General features: G+C 62.6%; 1 protein-coding gene. It reads right to left on the bottom strand.

All coding sequences use genetic code 11. From position 1 onward, the window contains the following. Positions 1-36 precede the first annotated feature (36 nt). On the bottom strand, positions 37-1008 hold the full coding sequence (locus AC1ECN_RS38530; RefSeq protein WP_477956062.1) for an IS110 family RNA-guided transposase: 972 nt from the start codon (positions 1006-1008) through the stop codon (positions 37-39). Positions 1009-1171 lie beyond the last annotated feature (163 nt).

Raw genomic sequence — 1171 nt, forward strand, 5'->3', positions numbered from 1 at the left:
CGGATGAGAATCTCGGATGAGAATCTGTGTTGGTTGTCAAGGCGGATTTGGGGTCCAGAGGCGATCGTGAGATAGGAGGCAGTTTGCCAGAACGAGCAATTTACGCATGACGGCGACCAGGATGACCTTCGCTGGTTTTCCTGCGGCTTTGAGTGTGTCTGCAAAACGAGCAAGGGCGGGATTGTRGCGACATGCCGACAAGGCGGCCATGTAGAGCGCGCGCCGGGGTGCGGGCCTGCCGGCGCGGATGGAACGACGTCCGGTTCGGGCACCGCTGTCGTTAGCGATTGGGGCAAGCCCTGCCAGCATGGCGGCCTGCTTGCCCGAACAACTGCCCAACTCGTCCATGCCGGCCATCAATGCCAGGGCSGTGACGCGGCCGATGCCGGGAATGGAGGTGAGGATCTCGGCCTTGCGGTAGAGCTGCGGATCCTCGCCGACACGTCGCTCGATCTCTTTGTCGAGACGTTCGACATGCTGTTCCAGCCGACGCACGAGGCGGTTGAGTTCGCCGCGCAGAAGGGCGGTGGTGGCAGTCTTGCTGCGGTTCTGCAGGGCGGTGATGTCGCATTTGGCTGCCGATCGTGCATTGACCAGCTCCTGCAAGGCYTCAACGTGAGGACTTGGCGGCGTGTCGGCCGGCGGGCGCARGCTCTCGGCCAGGAGCGCCAGGAAACGGGCATCGAGACGGTCGGTCTTGGCGAGATAGCCGCAGGCACGGGCAAACATGCGCGCGCGCAGCGGATCGACCACGGCGACGGCAAAGCCATCGAGCCAAAGCGAGCGATGGGCGGGGCGATGGAACTTGCCGGTTGCCTCCATCACGATGCTTTTGGGCCGATGCCTGGCCAGCAGCCGTTTCAGCTGGCGGATGCCGGTCTTGTCATTGCTAAACCGCCGGCTTTCGCCCAGCGGATGCAGATGAATATCGAGCCACTCTTTACTCACGTCCACACCGGCATAAACTACCGGCATCGCGTCTTCTTGGAACGAAACCTTGCCTTGCATGCGGGACTTGCTCCCCATCATCTGTTCAGGACAAACGCGAGGACGGCCGGACCAATCTCATCCCCGGTTCAAGCCAAGGGGCCTGCGGTCCCGGCCGTCCGCACTCCGGCGGATGGCCATCCGCCGGAGTGCGCACAGATCATCCAACAATCAGTGCAAATTG

Source organism: Rhizobium sp. 01N447_2, from assembly GCF_056399245.1.